This is a genomic window from Paenibacillus piri (genome assembly GCF_004354045.1).
Lineage (GTDB): Bacteria > Bacillota > Bacilli > Paenibacillales > NBRC-103111 > Paenibacillus_S > Paenibacillus_S piri.
In genome coordinates this window covers 829278-846564 of the sequence record NZ_SMRT01000001.1, presented here as the reverse complement: position 1 = coordinate 846564, position 17287 = coordinate 829278, and the positions used below count along the sequence as shown (strand labels likewise).

At 55.1% G+C, this 17287-nt stretch carries 13 protein-coding genes; 4 read left to right on the top strand and 9 right to left on the bottom strand.

Translation table 11 applies throughout. The features are described from left to right. Positions 1 to 15: 15 nt before the first annotated feature. Positions 16 to 3942 (bottom strand): DNA polymerase III subunit alpha, encoded by a 3927-nt coding sequence (locus tag E1757_RS03585; protein ID WP_133225427.1) that lies wholly within the window; start codon positions 3940 to 3942, stop codon positions 16 to 18. A gap of 146 nt (positions 3943 to 4088) precedes the next feature. On the opposite strand from E1757_RS03585, the gene E1757_RS03580 reads away from it, so the two are divergent. From E1757_RS03580 to E1757_RS03570, 3 genes are all read left to right on the top strand, one after another. Next, a complete protein-coding gene (locus tag E1757_RS03580; protein WP_133225426.1) occupies positions 4089 to 4421 on the top strand; it encodes a YtrH family sporulation protein in 333 nt (110 codons plus the stop codon). Between the two features lie 2 nt (positions 4422 to 4423). Then, positions 4424 to 4918, top strand: a complete 495-nt coding sequence (locus E1757_RS03575; protein WP_484217462.1) for a sporulation membrane protein YtrI — start codon at positions 4424 to 4426, stop codon at positions 4916 to 4918. A 164-nt stretch (positions 4919 to 5082) separates the two neighbouring features. Next, positions 5083 to 5370: a YtpI family protein gene (locus E1757_RS03570; RefSeq protein ID WP_133225424.1), complete on the top strand. Its 288-nt coding sequence runs from the start codon at positions 5083 to 5085 to the stop codon at positions 5368 to 5370. A gap of 126 nt (positions 5371 to 5496) precedes the next feature. Here E1757_RS03570 and E1757_RS03565 read toward each other — a convergent pair whose 3' ends face one another. Next, a complete protein-coding gene (locus E1757_RS03565) occupies positions 5497 to 6822 on the bottom strand; it encodes a DRTGG domain-containing protein (protein WP_133225692.1) in 1326 nt (441 codons plus the stop codon). Positions 6823 to 7013: 191 nt separating this feature from the next. Between E1757_RS03565 and E1757_RS03560 the strand changes: the two genes are divergently transcribed. Next, positions 7014 to 7331 (top strand): hypothetical protein, encoded by a 318-nt coding sequence (locus tag E1757_RS03560; RefSeq protein WP_133225423.1) that lies wholly within the window; start codon positions 7014 to 7016, stop codon positions 7329 to 7331. Between the two features lie 121 nt (positions 7332 to 7452). Here the strand turns inward: E1757_RS03560 and E1757_RS03555 are convergent, their stop codons facing one another. From E1757_RS03555 to E1757_RS03525, 7 genes are all read right to left on the bottom strand, one after another. Next, the gene (locus E1757_RS03555; RefSeq protein WP_246078995.1) at positions 7453 to 7731 is read right to left on the bottom strand and encodes a hypothetical protein; all 279 of its coding nucleotides are present in this window, start codon (positions 7729 to 7731) and stop codon (positions 7453 to 7455) included. Positions 7732 to 7814: 83 nt separating this feature from the next. Continuing rightward, a complete protein-coding gene (locus E1757_RS03550) occupies positions 7815 to 8777 on the bottom strand; it encodes a mannonate dehydratase (protein ID WP_133225422.1) in 963 nt (320 codons plus the stop codon). Positions 8778 to 8840: 63 nt separating this feature from the next. Then, positions 8841 to 9548, bottom strand: a complete 708-nt coding sequence (locus E1757_RS03545) for an RraA family protein (protein WP_133225421.1) — start codon at positions 9546 to 9548, stop codon at positions 8841 to 8843. Next, positions 9545 to 12115, bottom strand: coding sequence for a glycoside hydrolase family 38 N-terminal domain-containing protein (locus tag E1757_RS03540; protein ID WP_133225420.1), 2571 nt, complete (start codon positions 12113 to 12115; stop codon positions 9545 to 9547). The genes E1757_RS03545 and E1757_RS03540 overlap by 4 nt, the downstream gene beginning before the upstream one ends. A gap of 67 nt (positions 12116 to 12182) precedes the next feature. Continuing rightward, positions 12183 to 13850: an extracellular solute-binding protein gene (locus E1757_RS03535; RefSeq protein WP_133225419.1), complete on the bottom strand. Its 1668-nt coding sequence runs from the start codon at positions 13848 to 13850 to the stop codon at positions 12183 to 12185. A 133-nt stretch (positions 13851 to 13983) separates the two neighbouring features. Then, positions 13984 to 14736, bottom strand: coding sequence for an SDR family NAD(P)-dependent oxidoreductase (locus E1757_RS03530; protein WP_165971940.1), 753 nt, complete (start codon positions 14734 to 14736; stop codon positions 13984 to 13986). Further along, on the bottom strand, positions 14726 to 17287 hold the full coding sequence (locus E1757_RS03525) for a glycoside hydrolase family 38 N-terminal domain-containing protein (RefSeq protein WP_133225417.1): 2562 nt from the start codon (positions 17285 to 17287) through the stop codon (positions 14726 to 14728). Before E1757_RS03525 ends, E1757_RS03530 begins: the two co-directional genes overlap by 11 nt.

Here is a 17287-nt window from a genome sequence, read left to right as displayed (position 1 = left end):
GTATTTAGAGCATATTTATTTCACTTTTACACTTTCTTTGCCAAGCAGCTGTTCGATCGCCTGAAACAGCTTCGGAGACGGCTTGACGGTATATTGGTCGCTTAAGCTCAGCGTTTTTTGACTTTTCTCGTAATATAAAATAACGGGCAGCGACCCGGTATGCTCGATCAGCAGCCGCTTCAGTCCCGTCAGCACATGCGGCTGCTCGTAGTCTGCGGAAATTTTGACGTACACCCGCTGCATACGCTGTGCGGGCTGTCCTGCGCCGCCTGACGGGCCGGACGCGGAAGGCCGCTGCTGCTGCGCTGTCGCAGGCTGCTCAGAACGCGCGGCATGGCCGCCCGCAGCAGCTCCGGAAGCGGCCGTGCGCGGTGCGTCCATCGCCTGCGGCGGTCGCTGCGGGCCGGACGGGCCCGGACGCGGCTGCGGGCGGTCGCTGCCCGCGCGAGCGCCGCCGGCCGGAGCTATACGCTCGCCGCCCGTTCGTGCAGCGGCGCGGCCGGCCGCGGGCCGGCGCGCAGCCTTCAGCTGCAGCTGCGGATCGCCCAGCGAGACCAACTGATCGGCGAGCAGCTTCACATCCTCGTCGCCATGCTGCAGCTTCGCTCTGACCAAGACCGGATTGCCCTTCTGGACGAGCGGCGCGAACTGCTTCCAGGCTTCCGGAAACAGCACCACCTCCACCTTGGCCACGCGGTCTTCCAGCTCCATGAACGCCATCGGCTGACCCTTCTTCGTGACAATCGTCTTGCTGGCCAGCACCAAGCCGGCGACGATCACCTCGCTATGATCCGGAAGCTCCTGCAGCTGGTGCAGCGGGTCCGTATCAATCGCCCGCAGCGCCGCTTCGTAATCGTCGAGCGGGCTGCCCGAGATAAACAGCCCGAGCAGCTCCCGCTCAAGCTCCAGCTGCTGCGTCATCGTGAACGGCCGGATGTCGGGATATTCGACCTCCCAGTTGACATCCTCGACGAAGCCGAACAGATGCAGCTGCAGATCGTCGCGCTCCTTGCGCCATTTGACGGCGGCCTCGATCGACTCCTCCAGCATCGCCAGCTGCTGCGCGCGATGCCCCGGCAGCGAATCGGTCGCGCCGCCCTGGATGAGCGATTCGAGCACGCGCTTGTTGCATACGCGCAGGTCGACCCGCCTGCACAGGTCGAGCAGGCTTGTGTAAGGACCGTCGGCACGATCCCGCATGATCGCTTCGATCGCATGCGTGCCGACATTTTTGATCGCCGCGAGGCCGAAGCGGATCGCCCCGCTCCGGGGCTGAGCCGCCGCGGCGTCTGCGGCCGGCGTCACTGCCGCGACGGAGCCGTCTTCGGCGTGCGTCTGCGGCGCAGACGCCATAGCGGCAGGCGTCTCGCTGCCGCCGGCCGTTGGCGCGGCAGACCGCGCCAGGCTCGCGCGCTGCGCCGCCTCGGACGCGCCCGGGTCCGTGCCTGCGAGGCCGATAGAGCCGCCAACAGCCGGCTCCGGCATCGCCGCAGGCTCGAACACGACGCCGCTCTCGTTGACGTCGGGCGGCAGCACGGCAATGCCCATGCGGCGGCATTCGTCGACATATTCAGCCACCTTGTTGTGGCTGCCCATGACGGCCGTGAGCATCGACGCCATGAACTGAACCGGATAATGCGCCTTCAAGTAGGCGGTCTGGAAGGCGAGCACGCCGTAAGCGGTCGCATGCGCCCGCGGAAAGCCGTAATCGGCGAAGCGCACGATCATGTCGTATACCTTGTTCGCCTCCGGCTCGCTGAATCCTTGGGCCAGACTGCCCTTCACAAAATGCGCGCGCTCCTCATCCAGCACCTCGCGCTTCTTCTTGCTGACCGCGCGCCGCAGCAAATCCGCTTCGCCGAGGCTGAAGCCGGCCATGATCGAGGCGATCTGCATAATCTGTTCCTGATACACGATGATGCCGTACGTATCGCGGAGGATCGGCTCCAGCGCCGGATGCGGATACTCCACCTCCAGTTCGCCGTGCTTGCACTGGATATAACGCGGAATAAATTCCATCGGCCCGGGACGGTACAGCGCATTCACCGATATAATATCCTCGAATTCCGAAGGCCGCAATTCTTTCAGCACCCGGCGCATGCCCGGCGATTCCAGCTGGAAGACGCCCGTCGTATCGCCGCGGCTCAACAGCGCGTAGGTGGTCGGATCGTTCATCGGCAGCTTGCTGAAATCGACCTCCGTACCGGTTTTCTCCTTAATCCACTGCAGCGTCCGCTCGATGATGGACAGCGTGCGCAAGCCGAGGAAGTCCATCTTGAGCAAGCCGATCGCTTCCAGATGCTCCATCGAATATTGCGTCAGCGCCGTCTGCTCGTTGCCTTCCTGCAGCGGCACATACTGCGTCAGCGGCTCGCGCGAGATAACGACGCCTGCCGCATGCGTGGACGCGTGCCGCGGCATGCCTTCGACCTTCATCGCCATCTCGAGCAGCCTGGCGGTTTGCGGATGCTTCGCCGCCAAACCCTTCAAATCGGGATTCGCCTCAATCGCTTCGGCCAACGTCACGCCGAGCTGATGCGGAATCATCTTGGCGGCGCGGTCCACCTCGCCGTACGGCATGTTCAGCACCCTGCCGACATCGCGAACCGCCGCTTTGGCGGCCATCGTGCCGAACGTAATAATTTGGGCCACACGGTCGCGGCCGTATTTGTCCACAACGTAATCGATGACTTCGTCGCGGCGCAGATCGCTGAAATCGATATCGATATCCGGCATCGAAATCCGTTCCGGATTGAGAAACCGCTCGAACAGCAGATGGTAGCGGATCGGATCGACATTCGTAATTTTCAGCACATACGCCACCAGGCTGCCCGCGGACGACCCGCGGCCAGGTCCGGTTGCGATGCCCTGCTCATGAGCGAAGCGGATAAAATCCCATACGATCAGGAAATAATCGGAGAAGCCCATCCGTTCTATGACCGACAGCTCATATTCGAGCCTCTCCTCCAGCTCCTTGCGATAGGTTCCGTCGTTCCAAGCCTCGGCATGCCCGTACCGCTCCTCCAACCCGTTCCGACACAGCTCGGCAAGATACGTCCCGGCCCCGGCCTGGTCCGGAATCGGCTCGAATTGCGGCAGGATCGAGCGGCCGAATTCGAGCTCCAGCTCGCAGCGCTCCGCCACGATCCGCGTATTTTCGAGCGCCTGCGGCACATGCGGAAACAGACGCTGCATCTCCTCGTCGCTTTTCAAATACAGCTGGCTGTTATGGAAACGAAGCCGGTCCGTATCCTCCACCGTCTTGCCCGTGCCGATGCAGATCAAAATATCCTGCATCTCATGATCCGGCTCGCGCACATAATGCACATCGTTCGTCGCAATCAGCGGAATACCGGTTTCCCCGCTCAGCCTGATCATGCTCTGCATCACTTTCTTTTGCTCCATCAAGCCGTGGTCCTGCAGCTCCAAAAAGAAGTCGTCCCCGAATATGCCGCGGTACCGGAGCGCCGCCAGCTTCGCTTCCTCGTAACGGTCGTGCAGCAGATGCTGGGAAACCTCGCTGCCGAGACACGAGCTTGTACAAATAAGCCCCTCCGAATAAGCGGCCAGACGCTCGGAATCGATCCGCGGTTTGTAATGAAAGCCCTCCAGATGCCCGATCGAACACAGCTTCATCAGGTTCCGGTAGCCGGTTTCGTTTTTGGCCAGCAGGATCAAATGATAAATCGGCTGTTCCTGACGCGTTGCTTTATCATGCAGCGAGCCGGCCGTATAGTAAACCTCGCAGCCGATAATCGGCTTGATGCCGCGCCGCCTGCACGCCTTGTAAAAAGCAATGGCCCCGTACATAACGCCGTGGTCGGTCAACGCCAACGCTTTCATCCCAAGGCCGGCCGCCTGCTCCACCAGATCGTCGATACGGGCGGCACCGTCCAGAAGACTATATTCGCTATGTACATGAAGATGGACGAAATCGCTCACCCGCGTCGCCTCCCTTGAAAGTCGCTCGAATCCATTCTACAAAAAATATTTCTTCCTATTTTATCATAATGCGAACACTTGTACCATAGATTAGACAAGCGGCATCTTTTTGCGCAAAACGGAGAAAGGCGGGGGCGGTTGAGACAATGGCAAGCTTTTTAACCAAGTGTGTGGTCGATTTTTTTGTTGCTTTCGGTGTTGTGCTTGGAGGGACGCTGCTGGGCGGAATTGCGGCCATATTCATCATGGAACCGCCGACAACGAGAATGCTGCTGATTGCCGAGCAGATCAAAATATGGGCGCTGGTCGCCGCCGTTGGCGGAACGATCGATCCGATCCGGGTCATTGAGAGCAATCTGGTGGAGGGCTACATGTCGCCCGCGATCAAACAAATTTTATATATCGTGTTCGCCTTTATCGGAGCCCATACGGGCACGACGCTGGTCCAATGGATTTGCAAGGGAGGTAACGGCAGTTGAAGGTGCCCCCCTTTGAACAGTTTGCCGGATTGATGAAATCGACCGGACTGCTCATTGCCGGAAGCATCATCGGCTGCGCTGTGTTTACCGCGATTTATCACCATCATTTGAATATCGTGCTTATCGAAAATAAAGAGCTGAAGGCCGAGAACGAGAAGCTCATGCAAGATAACGATACGTATAAAAAAAGCAAAAACCAGCAAAGCATTATTAGCCGCATCGAAGTTGTTGTCGAGTCGGGTGACTTGAATCCGCTGGACAAAGTGACCGAGCAGGAAATCGAACGCCGCGTACGCAACGATCTGAGCGTAGTGAAAGGACAAAAGATCGCTTATGTCGCCGAGTCCCCGCATATTTATCAACGGCTGCTTTCGCAAAAAACGTATCATGCCATTTCGGACAAGGATTACACCGTCAGTATGAAAACGATGCTGCTGATTCAGACGGATCTGAAAGTATGGGTAACGGCAAAAGAATGGAGGCGCACCATCCCGTAGAAGGCGGGCGGAACATTGCCGCAGATTGCATTTGCGGCCAAAAATCGTTACATTATTAATGTTCGAATTTACGTTCCGACATGTCACGGCCCGTACGGAGGGCTTGTCCCGTTCCATCCGTTCGCCGGATGTATTACGACACGATAAAGGATGTGCCTGCCTTCATGGAAATCGTACAATCATTGCTGCCCGTATTTATTCTCGTTCCTTTGGTTTTATCGGTATATTACAGCTTCCGCTCCCGCCGGACCGAAGATGTGAAGCAGCGCGGGCTGTATACGGCCCGGATGAACATCGCCATGGGCGTCATGCTGCTTGTCATTGCCGTATCCCAGCTGTTTTTCTTTACCGATTCGAACCTGCGCCGCGTCTTCGGCGTGATCTGCTTCCTGCTCGGCATGTTCAATCTGTTCGCCGGGCTGCGCAACCACAGCCAGTATAACCGGCTGTAACAAAGGGAGCGGCAAGGCCGTCGTGTAATAACCGCGTTGCGCACGGAGCCTCCGGACCGTACATACCTGTCGGCTAACTTGCGGGCCTGTGCGGCAGCCTGATCGCAGCCCTTATCCGCGCCCGGCTTATACTTGGTCGATAAATTGCGCGGTCATCATCGCTTTGGCGACGAGTGTCTGACCATTGTAGATGCCGACGTCGATTTTGCCGAACTTGCGGCTGACCTCGATAATTTTCGGACGGATTTCGATCTGGCTGTCGATCTGCACCGGCTTGACGAAATAGGAGGACATGTTGTCCATCACGAGGTCGCCCTTTTTCACATCCTGAACGACATGGTAAGCCGCTTGCTTCATCAGGATCGTCAGCACGCCCTCGGACACGGTCCCCAGCTGATTCGTCATTTGCGGCGTAATGGCCCCGCGGAATACGGTTTGCCCTTCCTTGCCCCGCTCCTCCTCAAATCCCGACCAGATCAAATCCTCGAACGTTTCGCCGTTTTGCGGCTGACGTTGAATCTGCTGCATCGCTTTCAGCACATCCTTGCGGCTTATGACCGCCAGCACTTTACGTCCCGTATCGATCACCGGCAGCAAGTCGATGCCTTCCCATACCATCGTATGCGCCGCCGAAGCCACCGACGTATTCATAGCCACCGTCAGCGGGCTGCGCGTCATCAGCTTATCCAACGTCTGGTCGGATTGCGCGCCGATCAAATCCTTCGATGTAATCATTCCCGTCAACCGGTTCCAATCGTCCACCACCGGAAACCGGCTGTGGCCCGTATGTTCGTTCAGACGCTGCCAATCCTGGAGCGTATGATGTCCTTTGAGCACCTCGACCTTCATATCGGGGGGAACGATGTCCTCGATCAGCAATATTTTTTTCTTGATCAGACGGTCGTAAATCGCTCTGTTGATCATGGAGGCTACCGTAAACGTATCGTAGCTGCTTGAAATAATCGGCAGCTCCAGCTGATCCGCCAGCTTCTTCACCTCGTCGCTCGTGCCGAACCCGCCCGTGATCAGCACGCCCGCTCCCTGCTCCAGCGCATTGGAATGCGCCCTGCTCCGGTTGCCGATAATAAGCAGGCTGCCCGGGTCGATATAACGCATCATCGCGTCCTGCTGCATCGCGCCTATGACGAACTTGTTCAACGTTTTTTGCAGCCCGTTCCGACCGCCGAGCACCTCGCCGTCCACCATATTGACCACTTCGGCAAAAGTCAGCTTGTCGATGTTGTCGCGCAGCTTTTTTTCCACACGGACGGTGCCGACCCGCTCCTTGGTGCTGACCAGACCCAAATTATCCGCTTCCTTGATCGCGCGGTATGCGGTGCCCTCGCTGACCTCCAGCTTTTCGGCGACTTTGCGCACCGATATTTTGGAGCCGATCTTGAGGCTTTCGATATATTTCAAAATTTGCTCATGCTTTGTAGCGGCTTCCTGCATTGTCTGGTCCAAAACTGTTGCACCCCGTTTCGATTCACTGTATCACTCTGTACTATTGATTATATACGGAATATCGCGCAAACAAAAGCCCCATGACGGATAACCGGCTCATTTTCCGGCAAATTGCGATTCCAATGAACCAAAACTGGGCATCCGCATAGAATAAAGAAGAAAAAGTTGGAGGTGCTTATATGCTTAATCAGCCCCCTGCCGTTCAGTCGGAGCCTGTGTATCTAATGAAACCGGAAACGCTGGAATCGCTGCAAAAAATAAAGGACCATGTTCACGGAATTTGTTCCAGCCATATGAACCGGCCGGTTCGCGCGCAAACGATTCACGGCCAGGCGTATGACGGCTTTATCGTTCATATCGACGCTACGCATATTTTCTTAAGGCCGTTGGACGGCCATGTCCGCGGATTTTTCAATCCGACGTTTAATCCGTACGCGTTTAACAATGTCATTCTCCCGCTCGTGCTGTACGAGCTGCTTGTCATCTCGCTTTTGTAATAAGCCGAAAGACCGCACAACCATATGCCGCTTCAACTTCCCCGGTTCGTCTAGGTAGTGCGAAGCCGGCAACAGAAAAAAGCCGGCGCCCTGCGAATCGAGGGAACCGGCTTATTTATTATTATTTACGGAACTGCAGCATTTTGCGCTTGCCCCGGACCAATTGCTCCAGCTGCCACCGCTTCATTCGCTTGACTTTGGCGATCTCCCGCTTCGTCTCTTCCTCGACCCCGAGAATTTCGTGCAGGTGGGCGGCGATTATCATAAGCGCAAATACGACCCATACGACGCCGAATACGGTCGGCAGCGTTAAACCCGAGCCAATATCCAACCTCGGGACGGCATAAAACAGCATGCCCAGCGCCAGCCCCATATACAAAATGTTTTTCGTTCCTTTCACAAGATCATCCCTCCGTTTCATCCCGACTTGTACAATACATTGTATGAGCGGAGCGGAGGAAATAGCACTTGTCCCGGTTACAATCAACTTTTTTGCGCGCCTTCCAGCAATCCTTTAATATATCCGACGGCAAACAGCCGACCGACCGTTTCATAGCCCGGCTTGTCGTTGCCTTCCCCTTCCATCGTAGGCACATGGTCCGGACGAAGCGGGCCGTTGAAGCCGACTTCCACATATGTCTTCATTGCAGCGAACATATCGGTAATGCCGTCGTCATGAAACGCTTCCTCGAACTTGGCCGCCGTCCCCCGAATATCGCGAAAATGGGAGAAGAACAGTTTGTTTTGTTTGCTGAAGCGGCGGATGAGCGCCGGAATGTCTTCCCCGGCCGCGGCCATATTTCCTTGGCACAACGTAATGCCGTTATATTCGCTCGGTACCATATCAATCGCGCGCTGTAACGCTTCAGCATTGCGGAAAATTCGGGCGATGCCGCGAACCGGTGAAATCGGCGGATCATCCGGATGCAATGCCAGCTTCACCTTGGCCTTTTCAGCAACCGGTACGATCCTTTCCAGAAAATAGGCGAAATGTTCCCACATTTGTTCTTCCGTTACGATGCCGGCTTCGGTAAGAGGAGCGTTCAACATGATTGAATGATCATAGCTGGACACGAGCGCCCCGCCTCGTGAAACGGTCGTGGTCGAGGTGCGAAACCAGCCGAATTGGGCCATAAAATTGTAACAAAGCACCGGGATGTTCAGCGCGCCCATATTGGTAATCAATTCCTTCATAATTTCAATTTCTTCATCCCGTCCAGGCAGGCCCAGTTTAATCTTGTTGTTCGTCGGCGCGGGTTCGATAACCTCCAATTGAAAGCCGTAATCCTCGAATCTTGTTTTCATATGAAGCAAATAAGTAAACTCCCACGGTTTGACACCCTGTTCGTCATACGGTAATTTGGCAACCGCATGGGTGACGCCGACTTGCCTGGCAAGCTTCCACAGTCGATCCGGATAAGGCGTAAACATCTCGGCCAGTTTCATTAGGCTTCTCCTCCTCTGCATTTAATTATAGATACATAACAGCTGATTGAGCTTCAGTTCGCTTTATAATCTCCCGTAACGTTTGTACACGACATCGATCGGATCCCCGCTCAGCAAGTCTTTACGAGTTCCTTCCTCATTGATTTCCATCACTTCCGTTTTTTCCAGAACCTCCATCACGATTTCGTGAGGGATTACCATAATGCCGTCACCGTCGCCAACAATAAAATCACCGGGCCGCACAAGCACCTCGCTCGTCGTCGTACCCGTCATAAAGATCGGCGCGCCGAATTCCTGACTGCGCCAGCGCCCCTTGCTTTCGATCGGACTTGTATATTTTGCAAACAGCGACCAGTCCGGAATGTTCAGGATGCTTTCCATGTCCCGGGTACCGCCATCAATCACCGCACCGACAGCGCCGTGCTGTCTTGCAGTCAGGCTCATCATTTCTCCCCAATGGCCGACATTCATATCTTTTTCCGCATTAATGACGACGACACTGCCCGGTGTAATCGCCTTTAACAGGCCGAAGTTTTTGAGCTCCGGTCTTGGAAAATTGTCGTCAAAGCGCGGCTCGCGCGTTCCGCGAACCGTAAATGCGGGGCCGGCGATGCGCATTCGGCGGTCCAGCCCTCTAATTGTTAAATCCAAACATTGATGCGGGTAGCCCATCCGGTCCATTACATCGTAGATCGTCGCTGTATTGCATTTCAAAAAGCGTTCCGAAATGTCGGCGATATTCAAGGCAACCGGCATATTTGTCGTTGTCATACACCATCTCTCCTTATGTTCATTCGTATCGTTTTGATCTCGTAAGGGTCAAGCCTGTTCAACTCGTCTCCGCACACCGTTTCATTTAGATCGCAGCTTTCCATATCCTGCACCGGCAGACTCGTTGCGACAGCGAATTCAGCCGCTCCGGAGGTGCTGTTGAAGGCTCGCAATATGCAGGCTTCGGAGTCGGCTTCGGATTTTTTCAATACCGTTACAACGCCTTCGCCACCCGTATCAAGCCACGAGCATGAGGGGGGAAGTACAAGCTTCGGAGCGACCGGTTCGCCGGCTCCGTTATTCAGAATGGGGCAAAGCGGATACTGTCTCTCCCAACCGGTGCGGTAGGCGCGTTCGCGCTGCCAATCGCCGCAATATGACGTAATGCGGAACTCCCAGCTCAGCTTGCCTTCGTTTCGAAAAATGACGTCCTGATCGCCGCCGCTCCGTACAACGCGAAGCAACATCGCGCGCAAACCTCCGCGGTCAAAATCAAAGGACGTTTGGCTGCTGCTTACACAAATGCCGGCGTCGGCGCTCTCCAGAACCATCCACCCTATGGCCTCGCGGTAGCGCTCATACAGTTCGGGGCTGATTTCATCGCCGGCCCACGGCCTTTCCTCGTCAAGGAAACGGCCCATTTGCTGCACGCCGTAAGGAACCGCGTAATGAACTCTGGCAAATTCAGAAACAAAACCGAGATTCATATTAAGCTGCACTTCTTTTTCCCCGATCCAGAACAGGGTAGGGATGACTCGGATTTCCTTCTTGCAATGGTCGACGTAAATTTGCATGACCAGCTTCGAATGGCCAATCTCGGTGACCGTTTCCACCTTCGTCCAATAGGCATGGTCTTCGGTGATTTCAACGCTTCGCACATGATGTTTGGAGCTTTCGAGCGGCTGTTTATCGTGAACCTTTTCACTGACCGAAAATGACCGGTCCGCGAATAAATCGACTGATAAAAAATCGGGATTTTCAATGACCGTGCGATTTAATTGAACGTCTTTTACATAAATCAAGGAGCCTGAATTTCGATCGATAACGACCTCATAAAATGGATTTACGATGATGATTCGATCTTTATTCATCATTGTCCGTTTGTCCGGAACCGCCTCCGGAATCTTATCCGCTTCTTCGATTGAAAATGTTTTATATCCCAACGACGGGACGGCGGATGCGGCGAACGTATAGCCTTCCGGTGTGCGAATGACCGGCGAGCGGTTGCCCGAGCTATCCGCAGCGACATACGTTTTCCGTTCGTCCAGGCAGTCTCCCCCGATGCAGACATGTTCCGTCCGCTCCCAATTCAGCGAGTTAAACACGACGACTGAAGCTTGCCCGGATTGAGGCCGGATATGCGAAACGAGGCGGTTCAAGCATTGGTTTCGGATGTCTTCGGCAATCCGGATCGCACAGCTTTTGTACAGGAACCTGTCAAAATTCGACTGCATGCCGCCGATGCCGCCGTAATTATGGTCCTGGGTTACAAGCTGCAGCCTCCAGGCGAAATCGAACCATTCCTCGAGACAGGTCGGATGCTGCCGCAGCTCGAAATAATTGCGCGAGCCGCCGGAGCCGCCTCTATGCTTTAACGGGTTGACCGGAGCCGCTCCCCGTTCCACCGCTATCCCCAGCAAATCGCAAATCGTGCTGTACTTTTCGGCCTCCAGCAGGAGAGCGCTTGCCTGCGCATCCATTTGCGCAATGCGCACGTTGTTGGCCGACCCGCCGAAGGTTCCCCATTTGGACGGATATTCACCCGATCTGACCTCCAAATTTCGGGTATCCATCCGGTCCAAAACCGACTTGACATTGGACATTTGAACGTTCAGTTCGGGATAGCGCACGTTTAAAGCTTCAATCGTTTCCATGAGCGGCACCCGATCCCATTTGCCATCCGCGTCTTTAGAAAAAAACGTGTTGGCGGCTCCAAGATCGCCGGCCGAGCACGAAATTAATACATCCTCCGCCTGAATGCTGCGCTTCGTTTGGGTCAAATAAGGAATGATTTCCTTCTCGATGTTGTAATACGAGTAATGAACCGGAAAATTATAGGCGACGATCCGGCTGTCATCGAGGCCTTTCCACCAAAATCTGCCGCCTCGTGCAAATCCGCGGGCAAACAAATAATAGCGGACCCCGCTTTTTTTATAAATTTGCGGGGATTGCTCGGCAAGCCCGGGCAAATCCGGGTGATAAGCGAGCTCGGTATTCAGGCCGATCAGCCGATTCAACACTTTTTTGCCGTATTGCACATTGCGGACGAGCGACTCGCCGTCATGGCTGTTTTCCAACCGGTCCGTATAGCAGGCTGCGATCTCGAACCGGCCTTCGTCGAACAATTTTTTGACGACGGACGTATTGTCCGGATGCTTGGCCAAATAATATTCGAGAAAGCGGACCGTATCGAGCAGAAACGTAAACCCGGCATGTTGAACCGCCAGCCTGACCGCATCGTCAATAATTTGCGCGCCGATTTCCAGACATTCCGGCTGCGTCCCGATCCAGTAAAGGTCCAGGTGAGTAGAATGCGCGACATACAAGTTTTGCTTCCGGGCTGTCATGTACAAACCACCTTCGGAGAATTTCCCCCTCGACGCCGAACGAGCCGGTCATCAAGGGGGGCAATATTTATTTGTTGGCTTGCGCCCATTCGTTCACTTCCTGCGTCCATTGGTCGCCGCCTAGCTTTTTCCAGTCGTCGACAAACTTGTCGAAGCTGTCTACCGGATCTTGCCCCAAAATAATTTTCGTGAACTTCTCCAGCTGCAGTTTCTTTAAGGTTTGCTGCACCTTGGCCTGCGATTTCGTCGGCGGGCCGAAAAATGCGGTCGGCATCGTCAGCTTTTCTTTCATGTATTTGTCCAGTATGCGGGTGGAGCCTTCCGGGCCGTACAAAGCTTCACCGGTCCAGCCCTTCGGGTCGCCGGCTCTGAATTTCAGGATGCTTTCGTAGAACGATTTCATCTCGTCGTTTAATTGCGACGTATCCTTCGTTTTCAGCGCCTCGCCGACCTTCTCCATAATGTTCAAGTTTTTCGTCGGCGGCCCTCCGCGGACAGCCCCGTATTTAAACACTTCAATGCCGTCGTTCAGCTGGTATTTTGTCGGCTCCTGCGTTTTGCCGTACAGCTTCTCCACATACAGATTCATCATTTTAATGACCGCTTCCGGATGCTTCGAGCCTTTTTTGGCGACATAAAAATTGCCGGACGGGTTGCCTGTCGCCGCAAGCGCCGGCTTATCGTCGACGGAGACGAGCGGGTACGCCTTCCAGTCCGCCTTCGGATCGTTGTCGACGACCGATTGCAGCGGCAGCGTAGGATTCCACCATTGGCCGAACTCCAGGCCGATTTTGCCGGCGGCGGCGTCTTTGCCAATCTGCGTCGTATCTTTGACGCCGAACTCCTTGTCGATTTCGCCGTTTTTGTACAATTCGTTCAGCTTGGCCAGCACATTTTTCATCTCCGGCTGAATCGAGCCGAATGCAAGCTTGCCGGAGCTGTCCTTGATCCAGTAATCCGGATACGCATGGAAGCCGTTCGCAAAGCCTTGAATATCCGCAATGCCGCCTGTCGTAATATCTTTGTTGACGGCCAGGCCGAACGTATCGTTTTTCCCGTTTTTATCCGGGTCCATCGTTGCGAACGCCTTGGAGATGGCATAAACGTCCTGCATCGTCTTCGGTGCCGGCAGGTTCACATTTTTCAGCCAATCCGCGCGGACCCACAGCACCCGGGCATGCTCGATCGCGGGATACGGATTCGGCATCGCCATCAGCTTGCCGTTGAGAAAGGCGGCTTTCAGCGTATTCGGGTCCATTTCCACAATCGACTTCAGCAGCGGCGAAGCCGTCTGCTCGTATATTTTGGTCAAATCCTCGGCCAAATCAGCATCCACCAACTGTTTAAACTGTGTCGGATTAACCTCCATGACATCGGGAATATCGTTCGAAGCGATGGAAACGTTAATTTTCTGATCGCCGGAGCCGTTCGTATCGTTAACCGTCCAAATGTTTTTCAGATTGATCCCCAGTAAATCTTTGTAGGCCCGGTACCATACGTTGTCGTTGATCGTTTCGCCGTTGGTGAATTTGAAGGATGAGTTCACTACCCGCCAAGTCGTCATTTCGATCGGCGGATCGTATTTGCCCAGCGGGTCCGCCGATTCCGTCTTGCCCGCCTCTTTCCCGTTCCCCGAGGCAGCTTTTGGCGCTGCAGGCTCGTTATTGCTGCAAGCGGCCGTCACGGCCAGGCAGCAAATAAGCGAAGCGATGCCCCATTTCAACTTGTTTCCCATATTGATCGCCCTCCTTGTGGTTATACATTGCGCTTTACTGTAATGTCCGTCTTTCTTGATCTACGCCCGGATTGCGCATCCCCCCTTCATGAATTCAGGTTGTATTTGTTTGAGACACAGGATAGCGGCAAGGCTATCGGCCTACGATAAAACCGCCATCCACTACAAAGGTGGAGCCCGTTATATAGCTTGACAACGGAGAAGAAAGGAACTGGGTTATTCCGACAAGATCCTCGGGAATCCCGATTCGCCGGAGCGGAATCCGGGCCGCCAAGGCTGCCTTGCGCTCCCCGGTTAACCGATGGTTCATTGGGGTATCGATTGCACCGGGAGCTACCACGTTGACCCGGATTTGCAGAGGCGCGACCTCGACCGCCAACGATTTGGCCAGCGAGTCGATCGCAGCCTTCGTGGCCGTATACACCGCTTGATTGGCAAGCGGCCACATCGCGTTGATCGAGCCGATGACGACAATCGTCCCCCCCTCGGCGTTGTCGCGCATTACAGAAACGGCTTCCTGCAGGACATGGAACGTGCCGTTTACATTGGTTTCGATCAGCTTGCGGTACGTTTCGTCGTCGGTTTCCGTGAGCAGGAGCGAGGCGGTAATCCCCGCCGCATGAACGACGGCGTCCAGTCGGCCGAACGGATTGCTTTCGAACAGCGCCAGCACCTGTTCCCGTTCGCGGACATCGGTCCGTAGAATATGAAGCGGCCTGCCGGACGCGCAGCCGTGCCGTGATCTCAATTCGTTCAGCTGCTCCATATTGATGTCGGAAGCGATCACATTCGCGCCTGCGTCGAGAAAGCCCGCTGCGATCGCCCTGCCGATCCCGCTGCCTGCGCCGGTAACCAGCACTGTTCGATGTGTAAAATCAAGGCTCATCGGGAACATCCCTCTCTATCCGTCCGATTAACGTTTTAATTTCAAACGCGGCTAACCGCTCCTGATCCTCGTCGACCGGCAGCTCGTTCATATCGCAGGCCTCCAGGCTGCGCACCGGCAGCGTCGTTTCGATGCCGCATACGCTTTCCCGCGATGTGCTGTTAAACATTCTCAGCACATAAGCTTGCGGATCGGTGTCGGACTTCTTCAGCACGCTCAATATGCCGCAGCCCTTCGTCGAGATGAAGGAACCGGTTGGCGGCAGCTGTGGAGCCGAATGTTCATGAGCGTTCTTTTTCCGCGGCTGCAATGGATATTGCTGCTCCCAGCTTGCCAGATGCGCCTGGTTCGCTTCCCAGCCGCCGCTGTAGGATGAGAGCCGGAACTCCCATTCCAGCTTGCCGTTATTTGGCATCAGCACGTCCTTGTCGCCGCAGCTCGGCACATTGCGGATCAGGATTGCCTGCTTGACGTCGGGCGTAAAGTCGTAAGCGGAATGATTGCCGCATACGCAGATTCCCCCATCCCCGCTTTCGACGGCGAACCAGCCCATCGCCTCCCTGTACCTGTCGTACAGCTCGGGGCTGATTTCGTCGGGAGCCCACGGGCTTTCGTCGTATAAATAGCAGCCTTTCTTCTGAACGCCGTACGGCACACCGTAGACGATGTCCGCAAACCGGGCCGGAAAGCTCATATTCAGATTAAGCTGCAGATGGGTTTCGCCAATCCAATAAACGGTCGGATTCAAGCGGATTTCTTTGGACTGATGGTTGACAACGATGTCGATCCTCGCCTTGGAATTGGCAATTTCCGTGACGATTTCGATTTGCGTCCATAAGCAATGGTCTTCGGCGACGGTAACGCTTCTGACATGATCCATCGAGCTTTCCCGCTTCACCTTATTGCTGATCTTTTCGCTCACGCAGTCCGATAAATCCTGATAAATATCGAGCGATAAAAATGCCGGATCGTCGATAACGACGGTGTCCGTCTCGAGATCCTTGACATAGACGAGCGTTCCGCTGCGGCGGTCGACGATAAGCTCATAGTACGAATTGCGCACGGTAATGCGCTCCGCGGTCGTTTCGAGCCGCTTTGCGGATGGAACCGGCTGGCTCCCTTCCTTGACGGTAAACGCCTTGTAGCCGACCGACGGCATGTTAGCGGCATAAAAGCTGTACCCCTCTTTCGTCGGGATAAGAGGGTAGGCACCGCCTTCCGCATCTTCCACGATATACGTTTTCGCTTCATCGAGTCCAAGCGGTAGTATCGTAACCGGCTCCGAACGGCTCCAGTTAAGCGAATTAAACACGATAACGGTTCCGGCATCCGCCGGCGTCCCGATATGGGCCGCAATCGCCTGTATGCTGAGCTCGCGTATATTTTCGGCAATTTGCAGCGCGCATTCCTTATACCGGAAACGGTCGAAATTGGACTGGATACCGTTGACCCCGGCATAGTTATGATCCTGTGTGATCAATTGTAGTCTCCATGCAAAATCGAACCATTCCGCCATGTTTTGCGGATGCTGCTGCAGTTCGAAATATTTCCGCGATCCGCCCGAGCCTCCCCGGTGCTTCAACGGATGCGTTTCCCTCGGCCCGTATTCGACCGCAATGCCAAGCAGCCCGCAGATGGAGCTGAGCTTTTCCGCCTCGAGCAGGACGGCACTGATCCGCTTGTCCAGATGGAACAGCTGCACATTCGTTGTCGAGCCGGTCGCTCCCCATTTGGATGGGTACTCGCCGGACCGTTCCTCCAGCCCTGCTGTATCCATGCGATCCAAAATGCGCTTCGTGCCGGACAGCTCAAAATGCAGCTCCGGATAACGCAGATTCAGCTCACGAATCGTATCGGTAAGCGTCACTCTCTGCCACTTGCCGTACTCGTCCCGCGAAAAAAAGGTGTTGGCCGGCCCAAGATCACCTGCGGAGCACGATAATAAAACATCCGACGATTGAATCGACTGCCTGATGTCCCGCAGCTTCGGAACGATTTCCTTGTCGATGTTGTAGTAGGAGTAATGCACCGGAAAGTTATACGCGATAATCCGGCTGTCATCCAGCCCCTTCCACCAAAACCGGCCGCCGTGGAGAAATCCGCGGGCAAACAAGTAGTAGCGAACCCCCGTTTTTTTGTAAATTTGCGGCGACTGCTCGGCCAACCCCGGCAGATCGGGATGATAGGCAATATCCGTGTCGAGCCCGAGCAGCCGCTTCAGCGTTCTTTTGCCGTAAGTGACGTTGCGGATCAGCGATTCCCCGTCATGGTGGTTTTCCAGTCGGTCCGTATAGCAAGCGGCGACTTCAAACTGCCCCGACTCGAACAGCTGCCGCACCTGCTGCTTTTTGCCCGGGTATTTCGCCAAGTAATATTCCAGAAAACGGACGGTATCGATCAGAAAAGTAAACTCCCGGTTGTCGCGCGACAGGTTGACAGCGTCGTCAATAATATCCGCCCCGATGTCCAGGCATTCGTTTTGGGTGCCGATCCAATAAAGGTCAAGATGCGAGGAATGAGCCACGTATACGTTCTGCTGCTGTGAAGCCAT